The sequence below is a fragment of the Burkholderia sp. KL41 genome, assembly GCF_057005415.2.
The window spans coordinates 624,347-647,146 of record NZ_CM189268.1 but is presented as its reverse complement, the minus strand read 5'-3'; the positions used below and the strand labels follow the sequence as shown (position 1 = coordinate 647,146).

Below are 22,800 nucleotides of genomic sequence, written 5' to 3'. Positions count from 1 at the left end.
CGCGGGCAGTGGAATCAGACGAGCGCGGTAAACCGGTCGACGAGATCGGGTTGAGCGAGCTGGTCGACCCACCAGTGCAGCGCGCGTCCGGCTTCGTCGCCGCGCCACGCGAGATAGCACTGCGTCGTGTCGCGCATGCCGGTCACCTCGCGTGCGACGAGCCTGCCCTGCTCGATCGCGCGTGCCGCGATGCAATCCGGGAGCGTGCCCACCGCGAGCCCTTCGCACTGCGCGGCCAGTTTCGCGGCGAGGGTGGGGACCGCGAGATACGGCTGCCCGGCATCGATCGCGACCGAGCGCGGCTGCAGCTCGCGCGACGTATCGCTGATCACGGCACCGCGATACTCGACGACGGACGCCATCGACAGCGGTTCGGGCAATGCCGCGAGCGGATGGGTGGGCGCGACGGCGAACACGTGCCGGAGCGAGCCGATCGGTCGCGCGACGATGTCCGGCAGTTCCGGCGGCTCGCCCGTCGCACCGACGACGAGATCCGCGCGCCGCGAAATCAGCGCATCCCACGTGCCGCCGAGGACTTCGGTGGACAGGCGCAGCCGCGTGTCCATCTCGAGCCCGTAGAACGCATGCACGTATGGCCACATTGCCTCGAAGGGCAGGATCTCGTCGATGCAGATGCGCACCTCGGTTTCCCAGCCTTGCTGCGCGCGCTGCGCCTTCAGTTCGAGCTGCTCGGCCGCATGCAGGAGCCGGCGGCCTTCCTCGACGACCACGCGTCCCGCGTGCGTGAGCTTCGCGCGGCGTCCGCTGCGGTCGAACAGCGCGACGCCGAGATCGCTTTCGAGTTTTTGCACAAGATAGGTCAGCGCGGACGGTACGCGGTGCAGCAACTCGGCGGCCTCGGCGAACGTGCCGGTGCGGTCGATCGCGTCCAGTGCCTCGAGCGCTTCGAATGAAAGCTTCATGATGAATTCCACGGGGGCATCGGGCTGCCATGTTATCGCCAAGCACGCCCGGCTCCAACACGGTTCGCGACCATTCAGCCGCGTACGCGATCCGGGCGCCCTCGATCGGCGCGCGTCAGGCCGGTGTCGACGGTCCTTTCTTCGCGGCGGCCCGGGTGGCCTGCGCGCCGGGCAGCGTGCCGAACATGTGCTGGCCGCACTTCGCGTCGCTCCACGCGGTTTTCAGCTGGATCCCGGACAGCACGCGGCGTGCGACCGGCAGGATCTGTTCGCCGGCGAGGATGCCCAGCAGGCCGACCAATGCGACGGTGGGCGGCGCCGGCGATGCAACACCGATCAGCGCGTAGACCGCGCCCGCGAGGATGCCGGCCAATAACGATGCAATATAGGACGTCATGATTCGGATAAGGGAAATGACAACCGTGTGAAAAATACGGATAAATACCGATCGGTCGATGATCGGAAAATCAATTTGGAGCGTAGCAGGTCTGCTCCGGAGGTGCGTATTTAATTCTGGGCTTTTAAGATCTTTTAAGGCCTGAATTTAGGGTTTTTATTAATCAAATCGATTAATTGGCGCTACGATGAATTCGCGTGTTGAATGACACCGGCTGGTAGGCGAACCTCCCGTCACAGCGCAGTGGGCGCCTCCCGGTTCGCCGGTGAGGCTGGCTCTCTCTTTTCCCGCGTCAAAGGATATGACCGCCATGAGCAATCCGAAGCTTGAAGTACTCACTCCCCACAACAGCCAGATCATCTTCATCGACCAGCAGCCGCAGATGGCATTCGGTGTGCAGTCGATCGATCGCCAGGTGCTGAAGAACAACGTCGTCGGGCTCGCGAAGGCCGCGAAGGTGTTCAACATCCCGACCACGATCACGACGGTCGAGAGCGACAGCTTCTCGGGTTACACCTACCCCGAACTGCTCGACGTGTTCCCGAACCAGAAGACGCTCGAACGCACGTCGATGAACTCGTGGGACGACCAGAAGGTGCGCGACGCGCTGGCCGCGAACGGCCGCAAGAAGGTGGTCGTGTCGGGCCTGTGGACGGAAGTCTGCAACACGACGTTCGCGCTCTGCGCGATGCTCGAAGGCGACTACGAGATCTACATGGTCGCCGATGCGTCGGGCGGCACGTCGAAGGACGCGCACGACTTCGCGATGCAGCGGATGGTGCAGGCCGGCGTCGTGCCGGTGACCTGGCAGCAGGTGCTGCTCGAATGGCAGCGCGACTGGGCGCACCGCGAGACCTATGACGCGGTGATGGCGATCGCGAAGGAACACTCGGGCGCGTACGGGATGGGTGTCGACTACGCGTACACGATGGTCCACAAGGCTGCACCGCGCACGGCGACGCCGCACGAGTCGATTCCGCCGGTTCCGGCGAAGTAATCGCGGGCAGTTGCGACTGCCCGTGCCGATGCCGCGTGTCCTGCACGAATACGCGCCATCGGCTCCATGAAAATCGCGGGCGGCTGCCGTGACTGCTTCACGGACGTCGCCCGCGCCTGTTTTCCAGGACGTAGAGCCTGCATTTCAACCTGACCGGGACATTGATCGTATGGAACCTTATCTGGTTTCCCTTGGCGCGGGTTTGCTGATCGGCGTGATCTACAGCGTGATCAAGGTTCGCTCTCCGGCGCCGCCGCTGATTGCCCTTGTCGGGTTGCTCGGCATGGTGATCGGCGTGCAGGCCATTCCCGCCGTCAAACAGCTTTTTGGCTTCTGATCGATACGAGGTGACGCACATGACCGCAACCGAGTCCCAACCGGACCTGATCCTTCACAACGGAAGGTTCACGACCCTCGACCGCGCGAACCCCGTTGCGACCGCCGTCGCAATCAAGGACGGCCGCTTCGCCGCGGTCGGCCACGACGCGGACGTGATGCCGCTCGCGGGCCGCGCGACGAAGGTCGTCGATCTCGGGGGCCGCGCCGCGCTGCCGGGCCTGATCGACAACCACTGCCACGTGATTCGCGGCGGCCTGAACTACAACATGGAACTGCGCTGGGACGGCGTGCCGTCGCTCGCGCTTGCAATGGACATGCTCAAGCGGCAGGTGGCGATCACGCCCGCGCCGCAATGGGTGCGCGTGGTCGGCGGCTTCACCGAGCACCAGTTCGCCGAGAAGCGCCTGCCGACGATCGACGAACTCAACGCGGCCGCGCCCGATACGCCGGTGTTCATCCTGCACCTGTACGATCGCGCGCTGCTGAACGCGGCCGCGCTGCGCGTGGTCGGCTACACGAAGGACACGCCGGAGCCGCCGGGCGGCACGATCCTGCGCGATGCCGCGGGCAACCCGACCGGGCTGCTGCTCGCGAACCCGAACGCGACGATCCTGTACGCGACGCTCGCCAAGGGGCCGAAGCTGCCGTTCGAATACCAGTACAACTCGACGCGCCACTTCATGCGCGAACTGAACCGTCTCGGCGTGACCGGCGTGATCGACGCGGGCGGCGGTTCGCAGAACTATCCGGACGACTACGAGGTGATCCGCAAGCTGCACGACGCGGGCGAGATGACGATCCGGATCGCGTACAACCTGTTCACGCAGAAGCCGAACGCCGAGAAGGAAGACTTCGTGAACTGGACCAAGAGCACGAAGTATCACGACGGCACCGACTACTTCCGCAACAACGGCGCGGGCGAAATGCTGGTGTTCTCGGCGGCCGACTTCGAGGACTTCCGCGTCGCGCGTCCGGACCTGCCGGCGCAGATGGAGGACGATCTCGAGGGCGTCGTGCGCGTGCTCGCGCAGAACCGCTGGCCGTGGCGCATGCATGCGACGTATGACGAAACGATCAGCCGCGCGCTCGACGTGTTCGAGAAGGTGAACAAGGACATCCCGCTCGAAGGGCTGAACTGGTTCTTCGATCACGCGGAAACCATCACCGAAAAATCGATGGATCGTATCGCGGCGCTGGGCGGCGGCATCGCGGTGCAGCACCGGATGGCGTACCAGGGCGAATACTTCGTCGAGCGCTACGGCGCGCAGGCGGCCGAAGCGACGCCGCCGGTCGCGAAGATGCTGTCGAAGGGCCTCAAGGTGTCGGCCGGCACCGACGCGACGCGCGTGGCGTCGTACAACCCGTGGGTGTCGCTGTCGTGGCTCGTGACGGGCAAGACGATCGGTGGCTTGCGCATGTATCCGCAGCGCAACCTGCTCGATCGCGAGACCGCGCTGCGCATGTGGACCGAATACGTGACGTGGTTCTCGAACGAAGTCGGCAAGAAAGGGCGGATCGCGGTCGGGCAGCTGGCCGACGTGGTCGTGCCGGATCGGGACTTCTTCGCGTGCGCCGAGGACGACATCGCGGGCACGACCGCGTTGCTGACGGTGGTCGGCGGCCGGATCGTGTGGGGCGCGGGCCCGTTTGCGTCGCATGACGCGCCGATTCCGCCCGCGATGCCGGACTGGTCGCCGGTGCGCGAGTACGGCGGTTACGGCGGCTGGGGCGCGACGCAGCGCAGCGGCGCACCGCTGCAACGCGCGGCGGCGGCCGCCGCGATGTGCGGCTGCGCGAATGCGTGCAACGTGCACCAGCATGCGCACGCGAGCGCGTGGGGCAGCACATTGCCGACGTCGGACGCGAAGGGCTTCTGGGGCGCGTTCGGCTGTTCCTGCTGGGCGGTCTGACATGTCGACGACAACCGGCCGGTACAGCCCCGCGTGGATTCGTATGCTGCTCGCGCAGCCGTGGATCGGCGCGCTGGTTCGACTTGCACTCGTGTCCGCCTTTCTGATCGGCGGGATCAACAAGGCGATGCACTTCGACGCAGCAATCGCGGAGCAGGCGCATTTCGGTTTGCACCCGCCCGCGTTGTGGGCTGCACTGGCGGTCGTCGTCGAGATCGGCGGTTCGCTGTGCATCGTGTTTCGCCGCTTCACGTGGCTCGGCGCCGGCGGCCTCGGCATGCTGACGCTCGTCGCGATGGCGGTGGCGAACGACTTCTGGAACCAGACGGGCGCCGCGCATTTCATGGCGCTCAACAGCTTCTTCGAGCATCTCGGGCTGATCGCGGCGCTCGTCCTCGTCACGATGCTCGGCGACGTGCGAAGCGGGGAAGGGGACGGTCGAAGCTGATCGTCTGTTCTCCAGACGATTTCAACAGGAAGGAGCGGCGGTCACGAGGCACGTTCGCTCGACATGCCCGGCGCCGATGGTGGCGGGCGGCTTCCGTGCCGCACGCACGGCGTTCGCGGCGCGGCCGAAACCCGTCGCCGTACCGGCACCGACGCTCGCGGTCGTGCCGCATGACGACACGGCGCACGTGTACGCGGCGCCCGCCCGCCCGAGGAATTCGACCGTTTCACCGACAGCTTCGTCGCCGCGTACAGTGGCAGCAAGTCGAATCAGGGGCGTGTTCCAGGTGACGTCCGACGTATGGTCAGACCATTTCCCGGCTCGTCTTCACGCCGTGCCGCGCGATTTCGGTACTTGCCAATATGTGGGAAACGTCGTGCATCCGGCACTGACGTCAGCAACGGGGCACGCCCCCTCCCAAACACCGGCCCATCGGCCGCACTGATCCCATTGCAGGCTGCGCACGCGGCCACGATCCAGGCCGGCCTTCCTGATGACCGACAGCGCAAGCGGCGCCGCGGCTCATCGATCCCGGCCAAACCCGCGCCCGAAACAATCGATCGAGCATGAACCGGCGTTCCGGTCAGCGCCCCGATTTGCGCGAGGTCGAGTTGCCCGCCGCCGCATGTCGCGCGGCAAGCGTCGACTGATCGAATTCAAAATTTGTCTAGTCATCCTAGCGATTTGTCCATTCATCCTGCACCAAATCCGTGCCGGAATTCCCCGCAAAGAGGCGCGTCAGAGCCCCGTATTTAGGGGATTTCCCGCGTTTACGCGGTTTTTTTTGATCAACGCTTGTCCGGCCGTTTTTCTTCTTGCATGCTTGTATAGACAAATTCCTGAGGCGTCTTGCAGACCGAAGGGATGACGAACTTCAACGCAAGGAGAAATCTCGTGAACGGCAAGCGCATCAAGTGGGCAATCAGGACGATCGGCGCGATCGCGGCGGCTGCGGCAACCCTCGCCGCGCCGGTGCAGGCAAAGGAATGGAAGACGGTGACGGTGGCGCTCGAAGGCGGCTACGCGCCGTGGAACCTCACGCTGCCGGGCGGCAAGCTCGGCGGCTTCGAACCGGAGCTGCTCGCCAACGTGTGCGAGCGGATCAAGGTCCAGTGCAACATGGTCGCGCAGGACTGGGACGGGATGATTCCGGGCCTGCAGGCCGGCAAGTTCGACATCCTGATGGATGCGATCTCGATCACGCCGGAGCGCGAGAAGATCCTGCTGTTCTCGCGTCCGTATGCGGCCACCCCCGCGACGTTCGCCGTCACCGATACGAAGATCCTGCCGAAGGCCGCGCCCGGCGCGCCAATCGTCAAGCTGACCGGCGACGCGAATGCGGACAAGGCGACCGTCGATGCGCTGCGCAAGCAGTTGAAGGGCAAGACGATCGGCATCCAGTCGGGCACCGTCTATACGAAGTTCATCAACGACGGCTTCAAGGACATCGCGTCGATCCGCGTATACAAGACGTCGCCCGAGCGCGATCTCGACCTCGTCGCCGGTCGCATCGACGCATCGTTCGACGACGTCACGTACTACGCGGCGAACACCGGGAAGAAGGAGAACGCGTCGATCGTGCTCGCGGGCCCGAAGCTCGGCGGCCCGATCTGGGGGCCGGGCGAGGGCCTCGCGTTCCGCAAGCAGGATGCCGACCTGAAGACGAAGTTCGACGCGGCGATCGGCGCGGCACTCGCGGACGGCACCGTGAAGAAACTCGCCGACAAGTGGTTCAAGACCGACGTCACGCCGTAAGCACACGCGCGGCCGCCGCTGCATGAGCGACCCGACGGTCGCGTAGCGGCGCGCATCCTGCCGATCCACTCAACGCTTGCCGGGAGGCACGCATGGCCATCCTTGAAATGCTGGGCTTCGGAACCGAAGGCTGGGGCGGCGTCCTGCTGCTCGCGGCGCTGATGACGATCGCGCTGACGCTCGCCGCGCTCGCGGTCGGTGCCGTGATCGGCGCCGGCATCGCAGCCGCGAAACTGTCACGCCACCGCAGCGCGCGCGTGCTCGGCGACCTCTACACGACCGTGTTTCGCGGCGTGCCCGAACTGCTCGTGATCTACCTGTTCTATTTCGGCGGCTCGACGCTCGTCACGACCGTCGGCCAGTGGTTCGGCGCGGAAGGCTTCATCGGCGTGCCGCCGTTCGTGATCGGCGCGCTGGCGGTCGGGATGATCTCGGGCGCGTACCAGGCCGAGGTGTATCGCGCGGCCGTGCTGGCCGTGTCGAAGGGCGAGCTCGAAGCGGCGCGCTCGATCGGCATGCCGCGAAGCATGGTGCTGCGCCGCATCCTGATTCCGCAGGTGCTGCGTTTCGCGCTGCCCGGCATCGGCAACGTGTGGCAACTGAGCCTCAAGGACTCCGCGCTGATCTCGGTCACCGGGCTCGCCGAGCTGCTGCGCACCAGCCAGATCGCCGCGAACTCGACGCACCAGTATTTCGTGTTCTTCGTCGCGGGCGGGGCGCTCTATCTCGTGATGACGGGCCTGTCGAACCGCGTGTTCAACCGGGCGGAAGCGATTGTCGGCCGCTCGTTCCGCCGCAATTTCGCACGCAACTGACGGAGCGATCGCATGTCCATCGATTTCGCCTTTCTCCTCGACACGCTGCGCCAGCTGCTCGCGGCCGTGCCGACCACGCTCGGCCTGTTCTTCGCATCGCTCGTGCTCGGCGGCCTGCTGTCGCTCGTGATCGTCACGATGCGCGTGTCGCCGCACTGGCTGCCGAACCGCTTCGCGCGTGCATACATCCTCGTGTTTCGCGGCTCGCCGCTGCTGATCCAGATGTTCCTCGTGTACTACGGGCTCGGCCAGTTCGGCGTGATCCGCGAGAGCTTCATGTGGCCGCTGCTGCGCGAACCGTATGTGTGCGCGGTGTTGTCCCTCGCGCTGTGCACGGCCGGCTATACGGCCGAAATCCTGCGCGGCGGCTTGATGGCCGTGCCGGTCGGGCAGATCGAGGCCGGTTATTCGATCGGCCTGTCGGGCTTCGCGCTGCTGCGTCGCGTGATCGGCCCGATCGCGCTGCGCCAGTGCCTGCCCGCGTATTCGACCGAAGCCGTGCTGCTCGTCAAGTCGACCGCGCTGGCGAGCCTCGTCACCGTGTGGGAAGTGACGGGCGTCGCGCAGCAGATCATTCAACAGACCTACCGGACGACCGAGGTGTTCGTGTGCGCGGCCCTCATCTACCTGGGCCTGAACTTCATTGTCGTGCGCGTGCTCGGCGCGCTCGAATGGCGGCTGTCGGGCCACCTGCGCGCGCCGAAGCAGACCGGCACGCCGGCCGCGGCCGCGCGCGACGCCCGGCGCGTCGCGTCCTGAGCGCATCCATCCTTCCAGGAGAATCCGATGAACACCGCTGCTCCCGTTGCCCTGTCGGTCAGGAACATCCACAAGTCGTTCGGCGATCACCACGTGCTGAAGGGCATTTCGCTCGACGCGCACGAAGGCGACGTGATCTCGATCCTCGGCGCGAGCGGCTCGGGCAAGAGCACGTTCCTGCGCTGCCTGAACCTGCTCGAAACGCCCGACGACGGCACTGTCGCGCTCGCCGGCGAGGAACTGAAGATGAAGCGCGCGCGCGACGGCAAGCTGCAGCCGGGCGACCGGCGCCAGGTCGACCGGATTCGCTCGCAGCTCGGGATGGTGTTCCAGAACTTCAACCTGTGGTCGCACATGACGGTGCTCGACAACCTCGTCGAAGGTCCGCTGCGCGTGCAGAAGCGCAGTCGCGCCGAAGCGGTCGAGGAAGCGGAGGCGCTCCTCGCGCGCGTCGGCCTCGCGGACAAGCGCGGCTACTATCCGGCGCACCTGTCGGGCGGCCAGCAGCAGCGTGTCGCGATCGCCCGTGCGCTCGCGATGCATCCGAAGGTGATGCTGTTCGACGAACCGACGTCGGCGCTCGATCCGGAACTGGTCGGCGAGGTGCTGCGCGTGATGCGTTCGCTCGCCGAGGAAGGGCGCACGATGCTGGTCGTCACGCATGAAATGGGTTTCGCACGCCACGTGTCGAATCGCGTGATGTTCCTGCACCAGGGCGAGGTCGACTCGGACGGCACGCCCGGCGACCTGTTCGGCGGCCAATGCTCGGAGCGCTTCCGGCAGTTCGTGTCGAGCCATCACGACCGCGCCGCGAACTGAGGCCGTCATGACCGTATTCCGTTCGGCAAGACCGCTCGACTGGCGGCAGATCGCGGAGGTAGCCGCCGGCGAACTGCTGGCGCTCACGGACGAAGCGCGCGTGCGCGTCGCCGCGGCACGCGAGCTCGTCGATGAAATCGTCGCGCGCGGCATCCGCGCGTACGGCGTCAACACCGGCGTCGGCGCGCTGTGCAACGTGATCGTGTCGCCGGCGCAGCAGAGCACGCTGTCGCGCAACATCCTGATGAGCCACGCGGTCGGCGTCGGCGCGCCGCTCGGCGCCGCGGAAACGCGCGCGATCATCGCGGCGGCGATCAACAATTACGCACACGGGCATTCCGGCGTGCGCGCCGATGTCGTCGACCAGCTCGTCGCGCTGCTCGAACACGATTGCCTGCCGGAGGTGCCCGCGCACGGGTCGGTCGGGTATCTGACGCATATGGCACACGTCGCGCTCGTCTGCATCGGTCACGGCCATGCGCGCCATCGCGGCGAGCGGATGCGCGGCGACGAAGCGTTGCGCCGCATCGGCCGCGAACCGCTGGTGCTCGGTGCGAAGGAGGGGCTGAGCCTCGTCAACGGCACGCCGTGCGTGACGGGGCTGGCCGCGCTCGCGCTCGCCCGCGCGGAGCGGCTGCTCGACTGGGCCGACTGGGTCGCGGCGATGAGCTTCGAGAACCTCGGCGGACAGCTGGCCTCCTTCGATCCGGCATCGCTCGCGCTACGCGTTTCGCCCGGCATCGGGCAGGTCGGCGCACGGCTGCGCGCGCTGCTCGCCGACAGCGGGATGCTCGGCGCGGCGAGCGGCCGGCATACGCAGGACCCGCTCAGCCTGCGCACGATTCCGCATGTGCACGGCGCGGCACGCGACGTGTTCGCCGTGACGGCGGAAGTGGTGGATCGCGAACTGGCGTCCGTCACCGACAACCCGATCGTCGCCGGCACGCGCGACGCACCGGCCGTCCATTCGCAGGCGCATGCGGTCGGCGCCGGCATTGCGCTCGCGATGGACAGCCTCGCGGCCGCGATGGCCCAGGTCGCGGCGATCGCCGAACGGCGTCTCGACCGTCTCGTCAATCCGCTCGTCAGCGGGCTGCCGGCGTTTCTCGCGACGCCGGGCGGCACGTGTTCCGGCTTCATGATCGCGCAGTACACGGCGGTCGCCCTCGTCGCGCAGAACCAGCGGCTCGCGGCGCCCGCGAGCCTCGACGGCGGCATCACGTCGGGGCTGCAGGAAGATCACCTGTGCCATGCGACGCCGGCGGCGCTGAAGGCGCTCGACATCATCGAGAACACGACGCGCGTGCTCGCGATCGAGATGCTGGCGGCCGCGCAGGCGTACGATCTGCAGGTGAACGGCGCGGCGCGGGCCGCGCCCACCGATACGTTATGGCGGCACGTGCGCGAACGCGTGCCCGCGTACCAGGACGACCGGCCGCTCGCGGACGACATCGCGATCGCGACCGGCATCGTCGCAGGGATGCCGCCGCCGGTGCTGTGACGCCGGGTGACGGCGGGCGGTGGCTGGTTGTCTGGATATCTAACAATCATTCGGGCGAGGGCGCATGAACCATACGGAACGACACCTTTCCGCCGGGCTGGCGGTCGCGTCGGGCGACGACGTGCCGGCGCGCGCGCTGCCGGCCTACCAGCAGATCAAGCGCTACGTCGTCGAGCGGATCGCGAAAGGCGACTGGAAACCCGGCGGGGCGATTCCGACCGAAGCCGAACTGGTCAAGGAGTTCGGCGTCGCGCGGATGACGGTGTCGCGTGCGCTGCGCGAGCTGACCGCCGAGCGCGTGCTGACCCGTATCCAGGGCGCGGGCACGTTCGTCGAACGGCGGCATTACGAATCGACGGTGCTGGAAATCCGCAACATCGCGGACGAGATCGCGGAGCGCGGCCATCGGCACAGCGGGCGCGTGCTGCTGCTCGAAAGCAGCGACGATACGGAGGCGATCGAAGCGCTCGGGCTGCGCTCGGGGCCGGTGTTTCATTCGCGTATCGTGCATTACGAGGACGACGAGCCGATCCAGTTCGAGGATCGCTACGTGAACCCGGCGCTGTTTCCCGCGTATCTGGAACAGGACTTCACGGTCGAGACGCCGAATCACTATATGGTGCGGCTCGCGCCGATCCAGCGCGCGGAGTTCCGGATCTATGCGCAGAAGCCCGATGCGCAGGTGCGCCGGCATCTGGTGATGGAAATCGGTGAGCCGTGCTTGTTGCTCCGGCGGCGGACCTGGGTCGGTGAACAGGTCGCGACGTCGGTGCGGTTGTGGCATCCGGCTTCGCGGTTTCATTTGGCGGGGAGGGTGTAGGGGAGCGGCCGGGGTTGGCCGGAAAGTGTGCCGGTTACCAAACCGTATCGTTGGCAAACTCACGCGTCAACCCACTGAACCGCGGGCGATCCGGAACGACCGTCACCTTTCTGTTTGTCGAGGTCGAGGCCGACGGTACGCCCGCGGTTGCGCGAACCTGCGTCAGCGCATGCCGCCACTGGCGACGATGTGCTCGCCCGTCAGCCACTTTGCGTCGTCGGAAGCGAGGAAAACCGCAATCGATGCGACGTCGTCCGGTCTGCCCACGCGCCCGAGCGGCGTCTGGCTGACCGCCGAATGCTCGAACTCCGATCCGATCACCCCGGCGCTTTGCGCGCCTTCGGTCACGATCACGCCCGGATTGATCGTGTTCACGCGAATTCCTCGCGGCCCGAGTTCACGTGCGAGCGCGCCAGTGATGGAATCCACCGCGCCTTTCGTGCCGCTGTAGACGGCGGTCGTCGCCGGGGTGAGCGTCGAGACGACCGAGCTGACATTGACGATGCTGGCGCCTTCGCTGAGGTGCTGGACGGCGGCCTGTGTCGTGAGCAGGACCCCGAGCACGTTGATGTCGAACTGCCTGCGGTATTGCGCTTCCGTGAACGCTTCGATCGGCGCGAACTCGTAGACGCCCGAGTTGTTGACGAGGATGTCGAGGCGGCCATACGTTTCGATCGCCGCATCGACGATGCCTTTCGCGTCGGCCGCCTTCGACACGTCGCCGCCCACGGCAACGGCTTTCCCACCGGCCGTGGTGATGGCGGACACGACGTCGTCCGCGCCGGCCTTGCTGCTTGCGTAGTTCACGACGACCGACGCGCCTTCTGCCGCGAGCGCCTTGGCGATGGCGGCGCCGATACCCTTCGACGCACCGGTTACAACGGCCACTTTCCCTGCAAGCTTGCCCATGATGTTCACCTCAGTGTGAATGATTCCGTTGATGGACACCGGCCTGCCGTCTCGCACGATGCGATCGCCGGTGTTTTCTGCCTATGCGGACCTGCATGCGGTCGCGATCGGTTGGCGCGGCGCGACTGGCCGGGCATCGATGCGCGGGGCGCGGCATCGTCAACCCGGCCATGCCGAATTGCGGATGACGGAACAGAAATTCCCCCGATGAAAATGGGGCTCCTTGTCGGCGATCACGTCGGCTTTCACGTTGCCGAACGTGGTCTCCGGCTTGTGCTTGATGCCGTTGTAGAACGCCTGGATGATCTCTTCCTTGAAGTGCGGCGGGCGCGGATGCGCATGCGTGACGGCTTCGCGTTCCTCGTGCGAGAACGCGTGGTACGAAAGTCCGAGCACATCCATCTCGACCCCGGCGGTCACCAGTGCAACGACCGGGTGCATATGGCGCGGAATGCCGGGCGTGGTATGCAGCGCAATGGCCGTCCAGACGAGATCGATGTCGGCCGCGGTGATGCCCCGGCCCGAGAGAAACTCGCGGGCCGCATTGGCTCCGTCGACTTCGAAGCGCTCGGTGGTGCTGCTGTACGCGCCGGTGAGGCCGATGTCATGGAACATCGCGCCCGCATACAACAGTTCCGGATCGAATTTCAGGCTGCGGCGCGCGCCCTCCAGGGCGCCGAACAAATAGACGCGGCTCGAATGATGAAAGAGCAGCGGGGTGGACGTGTCGCGCACGAACTCGGTAATTTCCCGCGCAAGCTGACTGTCGGGCACGGCGACATCCTGAATGACCTGCGACATGACGGTTCTCCATCGAAATGTGAGCGGACGCTGGCGTCGTGGCGGACGCCGCACGCGCATGGCCGGCTACTTCGTCGCAGTCGTTGCTCCGATTCTTGCCAGCGCGTCGCGAACGCCCGCGCCGTACTCGGGGTCGGCCTTCGCGCAATTGAGGATGTGGCGCTCCTGGATATGCGCATGGACGGAGGCCATCTGGCGAGCGGTGTTGTCGAACAGCAAGTGTCGTTGCGCCTGGCTCATCAGGCGAAACAGATTCCCGGGCTGCGCGAAGTGATCGACGTCCACGCGGTGGTCCCAATGTGCGGCGTCGCCTTCGATCCGCAGCGGCGGCTCGTGAAGGTCGGGCCGCACTTCCCACTCGCCGGAACTGTTCGGGTAGTAGGACGGTGTGCCGCCGAGGTTGTCGTCGGTGCGCATGGCGCCGTCGCGGTGGTAGCTGTGGAAGGGGCACTTCGGCGCATTGACGGGAATGTGATTGAAGTTCACGCCCAGCCGATAACGTTGCGTGTCGCCATAAGAGAACAGCCGCGCCTGCAGCATCTTGTCCGGCGAAAAGCCGATGCCGGGCACGACGTTCGCGGGCGAAAACGCCGCCTGCTCGACCTCGGCGAAGTAATTGCCCGGGTTGCGGTTCAATTCGAGCACGCCTGCCTCGATCAACGGGAAATCGCTTTTCGGCCAGACCTTGGTCAGGTCGAACGGGTTGAACGGCAGCGCCCTGGCCTCGTCGTCGTTCATCACCTGAATGAAGAGGGTCCAGCGCGGGAAGTCGCCGCGCTCGATGCTCTCGTAAAGGTCGCGGCCATGCGTTTCGCGGTCCTTGCCCACGAGCTGTTCGGCTTCGCCGTCGGTCAGATTCGCGATGCCTTGCTGCGTACGGAAGTGGAATTTCACCCATGTCCGCCGATTGTCGGCATCGACGAGGCTGAACGTATGGCTGCCGAATCCATGCATGTGGCGATAGCTGCGCGGTATGCCCCTGTCGCTCATGACGATCGTGACCTGATGAAGCGCCTCCGGCAGGAGCGTCCAGAAGTCCCAGTTGCTGTTTGCGCTGCGCAGTCCCGTGCGCGGGTCGCGCTTGATCGCGTGGTTGAGATCGGGAAAACGCAGCGGGTCACGGAAAAAGAACACGGGCGTGTTGTTGCCCACGATGTCCCAGTTCCCTTCTTCCGTATAGAACTTCACCGCGAAGCCGCGGATGTCGCGCTCGGCATCCGCGGCGCCGCGCTCGCCGGCGACGGTCGAAAAGCGCATGAATACCGGCGTTGCCTTGCCGATTTCCGAAAAGAGTTTCGCCTTGGTGTAGCGCGTGATGTCGTGCGTCACCGTGAACACGCCGTGCGCGCCCGATCCTTTGGCGTGCATGCGTCGTTCGGGAATGACCTCGCGGTCGAAGTGCGCGAGTTTCTCGATCAGCCAGATATCCTGCAGCAGCGCGGGACCGCGCGGGCCGGCCGTTTCGATGTTCAGATTGTCGGCAACGGGTGCACCCGTTGCGTGATCCAGACGCGTAGACGTATCGCGATTCTTCATGCGTCGACTCCAGGAGGGTTGGGCGGACCGGCGCAGCGCCATGCCGTTTCGGGGCAGGCGGCCGCGCGAGGCTTGACGGGAAAATCAACGTGCTATCTCGGCAGGTGCGCCGAAATGAAACGGCCGGACCGCGATGGCCACCCGTTCAACGAGTGACGAGCCGCGGAGGCATCGACGAGTCGATGTGAGAGAAGCGTACCTGCGGGGTGCCCGCGTGATCTTGTATAAAACAACGATTCGTTGGACGATTCGCGGACGACCGTCGAATACCGGGGGCAGTGGCTGAATTCGGATCAGGAGGCAGGGGGGGCGTGGTGAGTCGACGCATATCGAGCGGGCGCACGCGCGCCGCTCACGACGTTTGCACCTGTCCGGTGCTATCGGTTCCGCTGCGCCCAGTCTTTCGGCCCGCATCCCTCGAGACGCGAGAACACGCGTGAAAAATGACTCTGGTCGAAAAATCCGCAGTCCGATGCGATGCTGGCCAGGCTCGCATCGGTTTCCCGCAGCAGCGATTTCGCGCGCTCGATACGGCGCTTGAGCAGCCATTGATGGGGCGTGCTGCCGGTGGTCTGCTTGAAGGCTTCGCCGAAGTAGCTGGTGGAGAGATTGCACTCGCGCGCGAGATCGGCGATCGACGGATTGTCGTGCAGGTGGGACGCGAAATAATCCTCGATGCGCCGCATCTGCCAAGGAGCGAGTCCGGAGCGGCGTGGCCGGAGCACCGGATCGGCTCGGCCATAGCGTGTGACGACGTGTTCGCAAAACGCCAGCGCGAGGTAATCGATGAACAGCGCGCTCGTCAGGTCGGGCTGCTGCAGGACCGTCTGCAGCGTATGCGACAGACTGAACAGCACCGGGTCGCTGGCGCCGAGATGCGGCTGCACGAGTCCTCCTATGCGCCGGCGCCGCTTTTGATCGGTGAACTCCTCGATCGCACCCTGGGCCAGATAGAGCCGCATGGTATCGAACGGCATGTCGAGACGGCGCGTCGGGCTCGCGCGCAGGTCGAGCAGATAACAGCTGCCGGGACTGCACGATGCGGACGCGTCGAGGTTGCCGCTTGAATAACGGAGGCCGGGATCGGGGCCGAGTATCAGCGGCATCTGGAAGACAAAGGCTTCCTCCGGTTGCGGCGTGAGCGAGCGCCCCGGTTGGGGCCGCGGGTTGATCAACCGGGTGAACGAGATCGGTTGCCCGTGGGAGAAAACGCCGGCCCGTACGGTGGGCGCATCTCGCAGGAGAAACCGCCTGGCGAGCGTGTCGTCTGCAACGGGTTGCCCGAAATCGACAGGATCCTTGTCGTTCATTCATCGCGCCCTGGAGTGCGCCCGTTCGGGCGTGGTGTGCCTTTACCCGGCGGCGTGTTCAAACGAAATCTGGCCCAATTTAGCGCAATTCGATGACGGCCGCGCGATGGGTGTTGTGACGCGCGAGACGCTGTCCGATTGCGGGCGCGACGCGCACCGCAATGGCGCGGTTCGCACTCGCGCGGACCCGGAAAGTGCGCGGGTTTCGTTGCACGCGCCAATGCTGGGCGGTTTCGTCAGCGTGAAGTCAGCGACGTCTGCCCGACGTGCGATGCCGGATCCCAGCCGCCACCGAGTGCCTTGAACGTCGAGATCGCCGCACGTGCGGATTCCGTTTGTGCTTGCGCACGCGCGTCGGCGGCCTGGAGCAACGTCTCGTTGGCGTGCAATACGTCGATGAAACTCGCCGCACCGCTGCGGTACGCGGTCATCGACGCATCCTTGGCGCGGGAAAACGACGACTCGGCATGCGACAGCGTGGCCGCCTGCGCCTGTCGGTTCACCAATGACGAGAGCGAGTTTTCGACGTCCTCGGACGCGCGGAGCACGGCCTGCCGATAGGCCGCGAGCGCTTGCGCGTCGGCGCCTTTCGCCGCTTCGACATCGGCGCCGATGCGCACGAAATCGAACAGGCGCCAGCGCAGCCCGACGAGGCCGGCCGCCTGGTTGGCGCCGCCCGAGAACAACGTGCCGGTGGCGGCGGCGGTCGCGCTGCCGAGGAAGGCGTTCAGCGAGACCGTCGGGTAGTACTCGCCGATCGCGGCGCCAATGCGCGCATTGGCCGCAGCGAGGTGACGTTCGGCGGCGATCAGGTCGGGACGTCTTTGCAGCAGATCGGCCGGCGTGCCCATTTCCGCGAGCGACGGCGCAACGGGGATCAGGGACGGCGGGCTCAGCTCCGCGCGGTGCGTGCCGGGAGGGGAGCCGAGCATCACGTCGAGGGCGTTCGACGCTGCATCGAGCGCCGCGAGCAGGACGGGCACGCCGGCCTGAACCTGGTCGAGCGCACCCTGCGCCTGCTGAACCTGATAGTCGGCCGCCGCGCCTTTCGAATACAGGAGTTTCACGTCCGAGAGCAGCGCCTGCTGCGTCTGCACCTGCCGGGTCGCGATGTCCAGACGGGCCTGAAGCCCCCGGATCGTGACGTAGATATCAGCGGTCTGGGCCGCGACGGCAAGGCGGGTGGCGACTGCCGCCGCCTGCGTCGCCGAGTAATCGGCGAGCGCGGCTTCACGCTGACGGCGCAGACCGCCAAAGATGTCGATCTCCCAACCGGCCTCCAGGTTGGTTTCGTACTCGGTGCCCCAGCGCGAGTAACCCGGCGTGGCATTGAGCAATTGTCCCAGCGGCGTGTCGACGGACTGATAGGCGCGTGCGGCCGACGCAGAGACGGAGGCCGACGGAAGGAGCGCCGCGTTGGCCGTGCCGAGGCGCGCACGCGCCTGAGTGATTTGCGCAACGGCCTGGGCCAGGTCCAGGTTCTGCGCCAGCGCCAGCGAAACGTAACGCGTGAGCAGCGGGTCGTTGAAGCTTTCCCACCACGCGGACAGATCGGCGACCGGAGCCTTTGCCGTGCCGGCGGGCGGCTGGGTCATGTAGTGCTGCGCCAGCGGCGCATCCGGGCGGTGGTAGTCGGGACCCACGGCGCACGCCGAGAGGGCGGCGACGCTGGTCAGGAGAACAAGTGAACGGTGCAGGGGCATGATCATTTCGGGAGCGCAACGGTGAGCGGATATTGTGACCAATATACAATATGGTCACACGTTGTCAACTCGCGAGTGAGGGGCTAAGCTTGAGACATGAACAAACCGACTCCCTCCGCCTCCCCGTCCCGCGGCCCCTCGGACCACGAAGTTCGCGCCCAGATCGTCGACGCCGCAACGGAATACTTCAGCCGCTACGGCTACGAAAAGACCACCGTTTCCGACCTCGCGAAGGAAATCGGGTTTTCAAAAGCCTATATCTACAAATTCTTCGATTCCAAACAGGCGATCGGTCAGGTCATCTGCGCGAATCGCCTCGCCGCGATGATCACCGCCGTCAGGGAAAACATCGACGGCGTACACAGTGCGACGGAAAAATTTCGCCGTATGTTCAAGACCTTGCTTTCATCCGGAAGCGAGCTCTTCTTCCAGGATCGCAAGCTTTACGACATCGCCGCCGTGTCGGCCGCATCACCCTGGCCATCGGTCCAGGGTTATGAGGACCAGATCCGGCAACTCGTCGCCGAGATCCTGCGGCTCGGGCGCGAAACCGGCGAATTCGAACGCAAGACCCCGCAGGACGAGGCGGTGAACGCGATCTTCCTGGTGATGAAGCCCTATTTCAATCCGCTGCTGCTCCAGTACAACCTCGAGGGTGCGGAAGAGGCGACGACCCAACTTGCGAACCTGGTACTCAGAAGTCTCGCTCCATGAATCTTGTTGTGACTGTTGACTGAATTGGTCACCGGTATCAGAATGAGGGCTCCTGTTCTTTGCGAGAGGGGACCTCATGTTCCGGCGCCATCATTTTGTCTACACATTGGGCGTGGCTTCGCTTGCGCTCGCGGCATGCGGCGAGCATCCGGCCGCCGATCCGCGTACCGAGGCGCCACTTGTGCGTACGAGCGCCGTTCACGGCGCGGCAGGGGCGAGCCGGTCGTTTTCGGGTATCGTGGGCGCCCGCGTTCAGAGCGATCTCGGTTTCCGGGTTCAGGGCAAGGTCATCGAGCGGCTGGTCGACGCGGGCCAGACGGTCAAGCGCGGCCAGCCGCTGATGCGCATCGATCCGATCGATCTGGGGCTGCAGGCCCGTGCCCAGCAGAAGCTCGTGGATGCCGCGCAGGCGCGCGCGACGCAGACGGCCGCTGACGAGGCGCGCTATCGGGATCTCGTCGCCGCAGGCGCGGTTTCGGCATCGACCTACGACCAGCTCAAGGCGGCGGCGGACTCCGCCAAGGCCCAGCTCGTCGCGGCGCAGGCGCAGGCCGTGCTCGCCAACAACGCGTCCGGATACGCCGTCGTCATGGCGGACGCCGACGGCGTGGTGGTCGAGACGCTGGCGGAGCCCGGCCAGGTCGTCGCGCCGGGACAAATCGTCGTGCGGCTCGCGCATGCCGGCCCCCGCGAAGCCGTCGTCCAGCTTCCCGAGACGCTGCGTCCCGCATCCGGCTCGATTGCCGAGGCGACGCTGTACGGCGCGGCCCAGAAGCCTGTTCCCGCCGTCCTGCGCCAGCTCTCCGACTCCGCCGATCGGCTGACACGGACCTACGAGGCGCGGTACGTCCTCCAGGGCGCGCTGTCGAATGCGCCGCTCGGCGCGACCGTGACGCTCGATCTCGCCGGCGATGCCGGCCACGCACCCGCCGGCATGGTGGTCCCGGTCGGCGCCGTGTTCGATCCGGGCACGGGCGCCGGGGTCTGGACGGTCGACCGGGCCCAGTCGCGCGTGACCTGGCGCAAGGTGCGTGTCACCGCATTGAGCGACGACAGTGCGACGGTGACGGGCGACCTTCGCGACGGCGACCAGGTCGTCGCGCTCGGTGCCCAGTTGTTGCACGACGGAGAGCATGTGCGTCTCGCCAACGACAAGATGATCGCGGCATCCGTCTCCGCGCAAGGAGCGGCGCAATGAGCGGCTTCAACTTGTCGGCGCTCGCGGTGCGGGAGCGCTCGGTCACGCTGTTTCTGATCATCCTGATCTCGATCGCAGGCGTGGTTGCCTTCCTGAAACTGGGGCGGGCCGAAGATCCGCCCTTTACCGTCAAGTCGATGACGGTCATCACGGCATGGCCCGGCGCGACCGCGCAGGAAATGCAAGACCAGGTGGCCGAGCCGCTCGAAAAGCGCATGCAGGAACTGCGCTGGTACGACCGGACCGAGACCTATACGCGTCCGGGGCTGGCCTTCACCACGGTGACCTTGCTCGACAGTACGCCGCCCGCGGACGTACCCGAGGAGTTCTATCAGGCACGCAAGAAGCTGCATGACGAAGCGGGCAACCTGCCGCCCGGCGTGATCGGCCCGCTCGTCAACGATGAGTACTCCGACGTAACGTTCGCGCTGTTCGCGCTCAAGGCAAAAGGCGAGCCGCAACGAGTGCTGGTGCGCGACGCCGAGGGATTGCGCCAGCGGCTTCTTCATGTGCCGGGCGTCAAGAAGGTGAACATCATCGGCGAGCAGGCGGAACGGATCTATGTCTCGTTTTCGCACGACCGGCTCGCGACGCTCGGCGTGACGCCCCAGGAGATCTTTGCCGCGTTGAACAACCAGAACGTGCTGACGCCGGCCGGTTCGATCGATACGGCGGGCGCGCAGGTCTTCATTCGTGTCGAAGGCGCGTTCGACAAGCTGCAGACCATTCGTGACACGCCGATCGTCGTTCAGGGCCGCACGTTGAAGCTCTCCGACGTGGCGACCGTCGAACGCGGTTACGAAGACCCGGCCACGTTCCAGATTCGCAACAACGGCGAACCGGCGTTGCTGCTCGGCGTCGTGATGCGGGACGGCTGGAATGGGCTCAACCTCGGCAACGCGCTCGACGCGGAGGTCGCATCGATCAATGCCGGGATGCCGCTGGGCATGAGCCTCACGAAGGTGACCGACCAGGCCGTCAATATCCATTCGGCCGTCGACGAATTCATGGTCAAGTTCTTCGTCGCGCTGCTCGTGGTGATGGTCGTGAGCTTCGCGAGCATGGGATGGCGCGTCGGCATCGTCGTGTCGGCGGCGGTGCCGCTGACGCTCGCGGGGGTCTTCGTCGTGATGGCCGCCACGGGCAAGAGCTTCGACCGCATCACGCTCGGTTCGCTGATTCTCGCGCTGGGCCTGCTCGTCGACGACGCGATCATCGCCATCGAAATGATGGTCGTGAAAATGGAGGAGGGCTACAACCGCGTCCAGGCGTCGGCTTACGCGTGGAGCCATACGGCCGCGCCGATGCTGTCGGGCACGCTGGTCACGGCGGTCGGCTTCATGCCGAACGGCTTCGCGCGCTCGACGGCCGGCGAATACACGAGCAACATGTTCTGGATCGTCGGCATCGCGCTGATCACCTCGTGGGTCGTGGCCGTCGTCTTCACACCGTACCTCGGCGTCAAGCTGTTACCCGACATTGCCGTGATCGAAGGCGGCCACGAAGCGATCTACAACACGCGGAACTACCAGCGCTTTCGCCGTTTCCTCGGGCGCGTGATCGGCCGCAAGTGGATGGTCGCCGGGATCGTGGTGGCATCGTTCGTGGTTGCCGTGATGGGCATGGGACTGGTGAAGAAGCAGTTCTTCCCGACGTCCGATCGCCCGGAAGTGCTCGTCGAAGTGCAGATGCCCTATGGGACGTCGATCGAGCAGACCGCGTCGGCAACGGAAAAGGTCGAGGCGTGGCTTGCGAAGCAGCCGGAAGCGCAGATCGTGACCTCGTACATCGGGCAGGGCGCGCCGCGCTTCTATCTGGCCATGTCTCCGGAGCTGCCGGATTCGTCCTTCTCGAAGATCGTGATCCGCACGAGCGATGAGCACCAGCGGGAAGCGCTCAAATTCCGTCTGCGCAAGGTCGTCGCCGAAGGATTGGTGCCCGGGGCGCAGGTTCGCGTCACGCAGCTGGTGTTCGGCCCTTACTCGCCTTACCCCGTTGCGTTCAGGGTCATGGGCCCGGACGCGGGGACGTTGCGCACCATCGCCGCGCAGGTCGAGCGGACCATGAAGGCCAGCCCGATGATGCGAACGGTGAACGCCGACTGGGGGCCGCGCGTTCCCACCGTGCATTTCACGCTCGATCAAAATCGTCTCGGGTCGTTCGGGCTGACGTCCAGCTCGGTCGCGCAGCAACTGCAATTCCTGCTGACCGGCATTCCCGTCACGCACGTGCGCGAGGACATTCGTTCGGTGGAGCTGGTCGCGCGTTCGGCGGGAGACTCCCGGCTCGACCCGCAACGGATCGAGGGATTCACGCTGATCGGTAACGCAGGGCAGCGGGTGCCGCTCTCGCAGGTCGGCAAGGTCGATATCCGCATGGAGGATCCGATCCTGCGCCGTCGCGATCGAACGCCGACGATTACCGTGCGTGGCGATATCGCCGAAGGATTGCAACCGCCCGACGTGTCGACCGCGATGCTCGCGCAATTGCAGCCCATCATCGCGAAGCTGCCGGGCGGCTACCGGATCGAGGAGGCCGGCTCCATCGAGGAGGCCAACAAGGCGACCAATGCGCTCGCGCCGCTGTTCCCGATCATGATTGCGCTGACGCTGCTCATCATCATTTTCCAGACGCGCTCGATTGCCGCGACCATGATGGTGTTCGCGACCAGTCCGCTGGGTTTGATCGGCGTGGTGCCGACACTCCTGCTGTTCAATCAGCCCTTCGGCATCAACGCATTGGTGGGGCTCATTGCGCTCTCCGGCATCCTGATGCGCAACACGCTGATCCTGATCGGCCAGATCGAAGAGAACACGCGTGCGGGCATGGCGCCGTTCGATGCGGTAGTGGAGGCCACCCTGCAGCGCTCGAGGCCCGTGATCCTGACTGCGGTTGCCGCGATGCTTGCGTTCATTCCGCTGACCCATTCCGTGTTCTGGGGCACGCTGGCCTATACGCTGATCGGAGGAACTTTCGCCGGAACGATACTGACGTTGGTGTTTCTGCCGGCTATGTACTCGATCTGGTTCAAGATCCGGCCCGGGGCAGAGGAAAGCCACTCTGCGCTCGAACCCAGCGCCAGCGTGACTTCGTAGACATGTGGGCTCCGGGCGATGATGGTCTCGCCCCGGGGCCGTCGATGTGAA

At 65.7% G+C, this 22,800-nt stretch carries 20 protein-coding genes; 13 read left to right on the top strand and 7 right to left on the bottom strand.

Features of this window, described 5'->3' with window-relative positions:
- Positions 1–14: 14 nt before the first annotated feature.
- Both PQB87_RS36920 and PQB87_RS36915 read right to left on the bottom strand, forming a co-directional pair.
- Positions 15–923, bottom strand: a complete 909-nt coding sequence (locus PQB87_RS36920) for a LysR family transcriptional regulator (RefSeq protein WP_059687816.1) — start codon at positions 921–923, stop codon at positions 15–17.
- Positions 924–1,038: 115 nt separating this feature from the next.
- Positions 1,039–1,320 carry a XapX domain-containing protein gene (locus PQB87_RS36915; protein WP_059687817.1) on the bottom strand — a complete coding sequence of 94 codons (282 nt, stop codon included), beginning with the start codon at positions 1,318–1,320 and terminating at the stop codon, positions 1,039–1,041.
- A 310-nt stretch (positions 1,321–1,630) separates the two neighbouring features.
- Between PQB87_RS36915 and PQB87_RS36910 the strand changes: the two genes are divergently transcribed.
- The 10 genes from PQB87_RS36910 (at position 1,631) to hutC (ending at position 11,483) form a co-directional block, all read left to right on the top strand.
- Positions 1,631–2,317 (top strand): hydrolase, encoded by a 687-nt coding sequence (locus PQB87_RS36910; protein WP_027792645.1) that lies wholly within the window; start codon positions 1,631–1,633, stop codon positions 2,315–2,317.
- Positions 2,318–2,486: 169 nt separating this feature from the next.
- A complete protein-coding gene (locus PQB87_RS36905; RefSeq protein WP_048027666.1) occupies positions 2,487–2,654 on the top strand; it encodes a DUF1427 family protein in 168 nt (55 codons plus the stop codon).
- Between the two features lie 19 nt (positions 2,655–2,673).
- Positions 2,674–4,566 carry an amidohydrolase gene (locus tag PQB87_RS36900; protein ID WP_111940939.1) on the top strand — a complete coding sequence of 631 codons (1,893 nt, stop codon included), beginning with the start codon at positions 2,674–2,676 and terminating at the stop codon, positions 4,564–4,566.
- A gap of 1 nt (position 4,567) precedes the next feature.
- Complete coding sequence (locus PQB87_RS36895) at positions 4,568–5,014, top strand: DoxX family protein (RefSeq protein ID WP_489245138.1); 447 nt, start codon at positions 4,568–4,570, stop codon at positions 5,012–5,014.
- 864 nt (positions 5,015–5,878) lie between these two features.
- Complete coding sequence (locus tag PQB87_RS36890) at positions 5,879–6,769, top strand: transporter substrate-binding domain-containing protein (protein ID WP_217445044.1); 891 nt, start codon at positions 5,879–5,881, stop codon at positions 6,767–6,769.
- A gap of 92 nt (positions 6,770–6,861) precedes the next feature.
- A complete protein-coding gene (locus tag PQB87_RS36885; protein WP_021158294.1) occupies positions 6,862–7,584 on the top strand; it encodes an ABC transporter permease in 723 nt (240 codons plus the stop codon).
- Between the two features lie 12 nt (positions 7,585–7,596).
- Positions 7,597–8,343: an ABC transporter permease gene (locus PQB87_RS36880; protein WP_059688172.1), complete on the top strand. Its 747-nt coding sequence runs from the start codon at positions 7,597–7,599 to the stop codon at positions 8,341–8,343.
- Between the two features lie 27 nt (positions 8,344–8,370).
- Positions 8,371–9,162 (top strand): ABC transporter ATP-binding protein, encoded by a 792-nt coding sequence (locus tag PQB87_RS36875; protein WP_021158296.1) that lies wholly within the window; start codon positions 8,371–8,373, stop codon positions 9,160–9,162.
- Positions 9,163–9,169: 7 nt separating this feature from the next.
- Positions 9,170–10,663: an HAL/PAL/TAL family ammonia-lyase gene (locus PQB87_RS36870; protein ID WP_153490888.1), complete on the top strand. Its 1,494-nt coding sequence runs from the start codon at positions 9,170–9,172 to the stop codon at positions 10,661–10,663.
- 64 nt (positions 10,664–10,727) lie between these two features.
- Complete coding sequence (gene hutC / locus PQB87_RS36865) at positions 10,728–11,483, top strand: histidine utilization transcriptional repressor HutC (RefSeq protein WP_027792652.1); 756 nt, start codon at positions 10,728–10,730, stop codon at positions 11,481–11,483.
- Positions 11,484–11,645: 162 nt separating this feature from the next.
- Here hutC and PQB87_RS36860 read toward each other — a convergent pair whose 3' ends face one another.
- The 5 genes from PQB87_RS36860 to PQB87_RS36840 form a co-directional block, all read right to left on the bottom strand.
- A complete protein-coding gene (locus PQB87_RS36860) occupies positions 11,646–12,392 on the bottom strand; it encodes a glucose 1-dehydrogenase (RefSeq protein ID WP_060063954.1) in 747 nt (248 codons plus the stop codon).
- 159 nt (positions 12,393–12,551) lie between these two features.
- Positions 12,552–13,193, bottom strand: a complete 642-nt coding sequence (locus tag PQB87_RS36855) for an HD domain-containing protein (RefSeq protein ID WP_153491508.1) — start codon at positions 13,191–13,193, stop codon at positions 12,552–12,554.
- Between the two features lie 66 nt (positions 13,194–13,259).
- Positions 13,260–14,729, bottom strand: coding sequence for a catalase (locus PQB87_RS36850; RefSeq protein WP_153491507.1), 1,470 nt, complete (start codon positions 14,727–14,729; stop codon positions 13,260–13,262).
- A 377-nt stretch (positions 14,730–15,106) separates the two neighbouring features.
- Positions 15,107–16,039, bottom strand: a complete 933-nt coding sequence (locus PQB87_RS36845) for a helix-turn-helix domain-containing protein (RefSeq protein ID WP_081072693.1) — start codon at positions 16,037–16,039, stop codon at positions 15,107–15,109.
- A gap of 236 nt (positions 16,040–16,275) precedes the next feature.
- On the bottom strand, positions 16,276–17,742 hold the full coding sequence (locus PQB87_RS36840) for an efflux transporter outer membrane subunit (protein WP_124674217.1): 1,467 nt from the start codon (positions 17,740–17,742) through the stop codon (positions 16,276–16,278).
- Between the two features lie 96 nt (positions 17,743–17,838).
- On the opposite strand from PQB87_RS36840, the gene PQB87_RS36835 reads away from it, so the two are divergent.
- The 3 genes from PQB87_RS36835 (at position 17,839) to PQB87_RS36825 (ending at position 22,749) form a co-directional block, all read left to right on the top strand.
- Positions 17,839–18,456, top strand: a complete 618-nt coding sequence (locus PQB87_RS36835) for a TetR/AcrR family transcriptional regulator (RefSeq protein ID WP_021156923.1) — start codon at positions 17,839–17,841, stop codon at positions 18,454–18,456.
- 76 nt (positions 18,457–18,532) lie between these two features.
- A complete protein-coding gene (locus PQB87_RS36830) occupies positions 18,533–19,654 on the top strand; it encodes an efflux RND transporter periplasmic adaptor subunit (RefSeq protein WP_301863698.1) in 1,122 nt (373 codons plus the stop codon).
- Positions 19,651–22,749 (top strand): efflux RND transporter permease subunit, encoded by a 3,099-nt coding sequence (locus PQB87_RS36825; RefSeq protein WP_301863696.1) that lies wholly within the window; start codon positions 19,651–19,653, stop codon positions 22,747–22,749. The genes PQB87_RS36830 and PQB87_RS36825 overlap by 4 nt, the downstream gene beginning before the upstream one ends.
- The last annotated feature ends 51 nt before the right edge of the window (positions 22,750–22,800 follow it).

What these genes read in the sequence shown, in the direction of transcription:
- PQB87_RS36920 (WP_059687816.1), bottom strand. Translation starts at nt 923, where the DNA reads ATGAAGCTTTCATTCGAAGCGCTCGAGGCACTGGACGCGATCGACCGC.
- PQB87_RS36915 (WP_059687817.1), bottom strand. Translation starts at nt 1,320, where the DNA reads ATGACGTCCTATATTGCATCGTTATTGGCCGGCATCCTCGCGGGCGCG.
- PQB87_RS36910 (WP_027792645.1), top strand. Translation starts at nt 1,631, where the DNA reads ATGAGCAATCCGAAGCTTGAAGTACTCACTCCCCACAACAGCCAGATC.
- PQB87_RS36905 (WP_048027666.1), top strand. Translation starts at nt 2,487, where the DNA reads ATGGAACCTTATCTGGTTTCCCTTGGCGCGGGTTTGCTGATCGGCGTG.
- PQB87_RS36900 (WP_111940939.1), top strand. Translation starts at nt 2,674, where the DNA reads ATGACCGCAACCGAGTCCCAACCGGACCTGATCCTTCACAACGGAAGG.
- PQB87_RS36895 (WP_489245138.1), top strand. Translation starts at nt 4,568, where the DNA reads ATGTCGACGACAACCGGCCGGTACAGCCCCGCGTGGATTCGTATGCTG.
- PQB87_RS36890 (WP_217445044.1), top strand. Translation starts at nt 5,879, where the DNA reads ATGACGAACTTCAACGCAAGGAGAAATCTCGTGAACGGCAAGCGCATC.
- PQB87_RS36885 (WP_021158294.1), top strand. Translation starts at nt 6,862, where the DNA reads ATGGCCATCCTTGAAATGCTGGGCTTCGGAACCGAAGGCTGGGGCGGC.
- PQB87_RS36880 (WP_059688172.1), top strand. Translation starts at nt 7,597, where the DNA reads ATGTCCATCGATTTCGCCTTTCTCCTCGACACGCTGCGCCAGCTGCTC.
- PQB87_RS36875 (WP_021158296.1), top strand. Translation starts at nt 8,371, where the DNA reads ATGAACACCGCTGCTCCCGTTGCCCTGTCGGTCAGGAACATCCACAAG.
- PQB87_RS36870 (WP_153490888.1), top strand. Translation starts at nt 9,170, where the DNA reads ATGACCGTATTCCGTTCGGCAAGACCGCTCGACTGGCGGCAGATCGCG.
- hutC (WP_027792652.1), top strand. Translation starts at nt 10,728, where the DNA reads ATGAACCATACGGAACGACACCTTTCCGCCGGGCTGGCGGTCGCGTCG.
- PQB87_RS36860 (WP_060063954.1), bottom strand. Translation starts at nt 12,392, where the DNA reads ATGGGCAAGCTTGCAGGGAAAGTGGCCGTTGTAACCGGTGCGTCGAAG.
- PQB87_RS36855 (WP_153491508.1), bottom strand. Translation starts at nt 13,193, where the DNA reads ATGTCGCAGGTCATTCAGGATGTCGCCGTGCCCGACAGTCAGCTTGCG.
- PQB87_RS36850 (WP_153491507.1), bottom strand. Translation starts at nt 14,729, where the DNA reads ATGAAGAATCGCGATACGTCTACGCGTCTGGATCACGCAACGGGTGCA.
- PQB87_RS36845 (WP_081072693.1), bottom strand. Translation starts at nt 16,039, where the DNA reads ATGAACGACAAGGATCCTGTCGATTTCGGGCAACCCGTTGCAGACGAC.
- PQB87_RS36840 (WP_124674217.1), bottom strand. Translation starts at nt 17,742, where the DNA reads ATGCCCCTGCACCGTTCACTTGTTCTCCTGACCAGCGTCGCCGCCCTC.
- PQB87_RS36835 (WP_021156923.1), top strand. Translation starts at nt 17,839, where the DNA reads ATGAACAAACCGACTCCCTCCGCCTCCCCGTCCCGCGGCCCCTCGGAC.
- PQB87_RS36830 (WP_301863698.1), top strand. Translation starts at nt 18,533, where the DNA reads ATGTTCCGGCGCCATCATTTTGTCTACACATTGGGCGTGGCTTCGCTT.
- PQB87_RS36825 (WP_301863696.1), top strand. Translation starts at nt 19,651, where the DNA reads ATGAGCGGCTTCAACTTGTCGGCGCTCGCGGTGCGGGAGCGCTCGGTC.